This is a genomic window from uncultured Pseudokineococcus sp., assembly GCF_947499845.1.
GTDB lineage: Bacteria > Actinomycetota > Actinomycetes > Actinomycetales > Quadrisphaeraceae > Pseudokineococcus.
The window spans coordinates 1-1,450 of sequence record NZ_CANMPM010000048.1; the positions used below are offsets into that span (position 1 = coordinate 1).

A 1,450-nucleotide genomic window follows, 5' to 3' on the forward strand; every position below is an offset into this window, starting at 1 on the left:
GGCGGAGTCAATCGGTCGTCGCAACACCTCGTGATCGTGGAGGTGTGTGGTGGGACGACGTCAGCAGCTGGCCGATCGGGCGGTGCGCCCGTCGATGAGGTCGCCGGGGCGGCCGCCACCGGCCCGACAGGTCGAGCGGGCGTTCTGGCGCCTGATCGCCACGGGCGTCAGCAGCGAGGTGGCAGCAGCAGCGGTGGGCGTGTCCACGCCGGTCGGGTCGCGGTGGTTTCGCCACGCTGGCGGGATGGCGCCGATGGATCTGTCCGAGCTGACCAGTCGGTACCTGTCGCTGGCCGAGCGGGAGGACATCGCTCTGCTGCGTGCTCAGGGCCTGGGCGTGCGCGAGGTCGCCCGCCGGTTGGGGCGGGACCCGAGCACGATCTCGAGGGAGTTGCGGCGGAATGCCGCGACCCGCTCGCGGTCGTCGGGGTACCGGCCGTCGGTGGCGCAGTGGAAGGCCGAGACCGCGGCCCGGCGCCCGAAGGCGGCGAAGCTGGTGGTCAACCCAGTGCTGCGTGAGTACGTCCAGGAGCGCCTGTCCGGGCAGCTGGAGCACCCCGACGGGACCGTGGCGCCGGGTCCGGCCACGACGTGGAAGGGCTTGAACAAGCCTCACCGCGGGGACCGGCGCTGGGCCACGGCCTGGAGTCCGGAGCAGATCAGTCGGCGGCTGGTCGTGGACTTCCCCGACGATGACGACATGCGCATCAGCCACGAGGCGATCTACCAGGCGCTGTTCATCGAGGGCCGTGGGGCGCTCAAGCGTGAGCTGGTGGCCTGCCTGCGGACCGGGCGGGCGCTGCGCAAGCCGCGGGAGAGGGCGCGCAACAGCCCGCAGGGGCACGTCACCGCTGACGTCGTCATCAGCGAGCGACCCGCTGAGGCCGAGGACCGCGCCGTCCCGGGGCACTGGGAAGGGGATCTGATTATCGGGCTGGGCCGCTCGGCGATCGGCACCCTGGTCGAGCGCAGCAGCCGCTACACCCTGCTGGTCCACCTGCCTCGCCTTCCCGGCTACGGCGAGGTCGCCCCGGTCAAGAACGGGCCATCGCTGGGCGGGTACGGGGCCGTAGCGATGCGTGAGGCGCTGATCGCGACGATGACCACGATGCCCGCCGAGGTCCTGCGGTCGCTGACGTGGGACCGCGGAAAGGAGTTGTCCGCGCACGCCCACTTCAAGATCGAGACCGGAATCGCGGTCTACTTCGCCGACCCGCACTCCCCGTGGCAGCGCGGCACGAACGAGAACACCAACGGGCTCCTGCGCCAGTACTTCCCCAAGGGCACCGACCTGTCCCGGTGGACCCACGACGACCTGCTCGCGGTACAGGCAGCCGTCAACAGCAGACCCCGGAAGGTCCTCGGCTGGCGCACCCCCGCCGAGGCTCTCGACGAGCAGCTACGGTCGCTGCACCAGGCCGGTGTTGCATCGACCGGTTGAACCCAGTCA

The 1,450-nt window shown here is 71.1% G+C and carries 2 protein-coding genes; one reads left to right on the forward strand and one right to left on the reverse strand.

All coding sequences use genetic code 11. The features are described from left to right. Nucleotides 1-60: 60 nt before the first annotated feature. Nucleotides 61-207 (reverse strand): hypothetical protein, encoded by a 147-nt coding sequence (locus tag Q0789_RS16550; RefSeq protein ID WP_298807085.1) that lies wholly within the window; start codon nucleotides 205-207, stop codon nucleotides 61-63. A 37-nt stretch (nucleotides 208-244) separates the two neighbouring features. Here Q0789_RS16550 and Q0789_RS16555 point away from each other — a divergent pair, with 37 nt between their 5' ends. Then, complete coding sequence (locus Q0789_RS16555; RefSeq protein ID WP_298807084.1) at nucleotides 245-1,441, forward strand: IS30 family transposase; 1,197 nt, start codon at nucleotides 245-247, stop codon at nucleotides 1,439-1,441. Nucleotides 1,442-1,450: the final 9 nt, after the last annotated feature.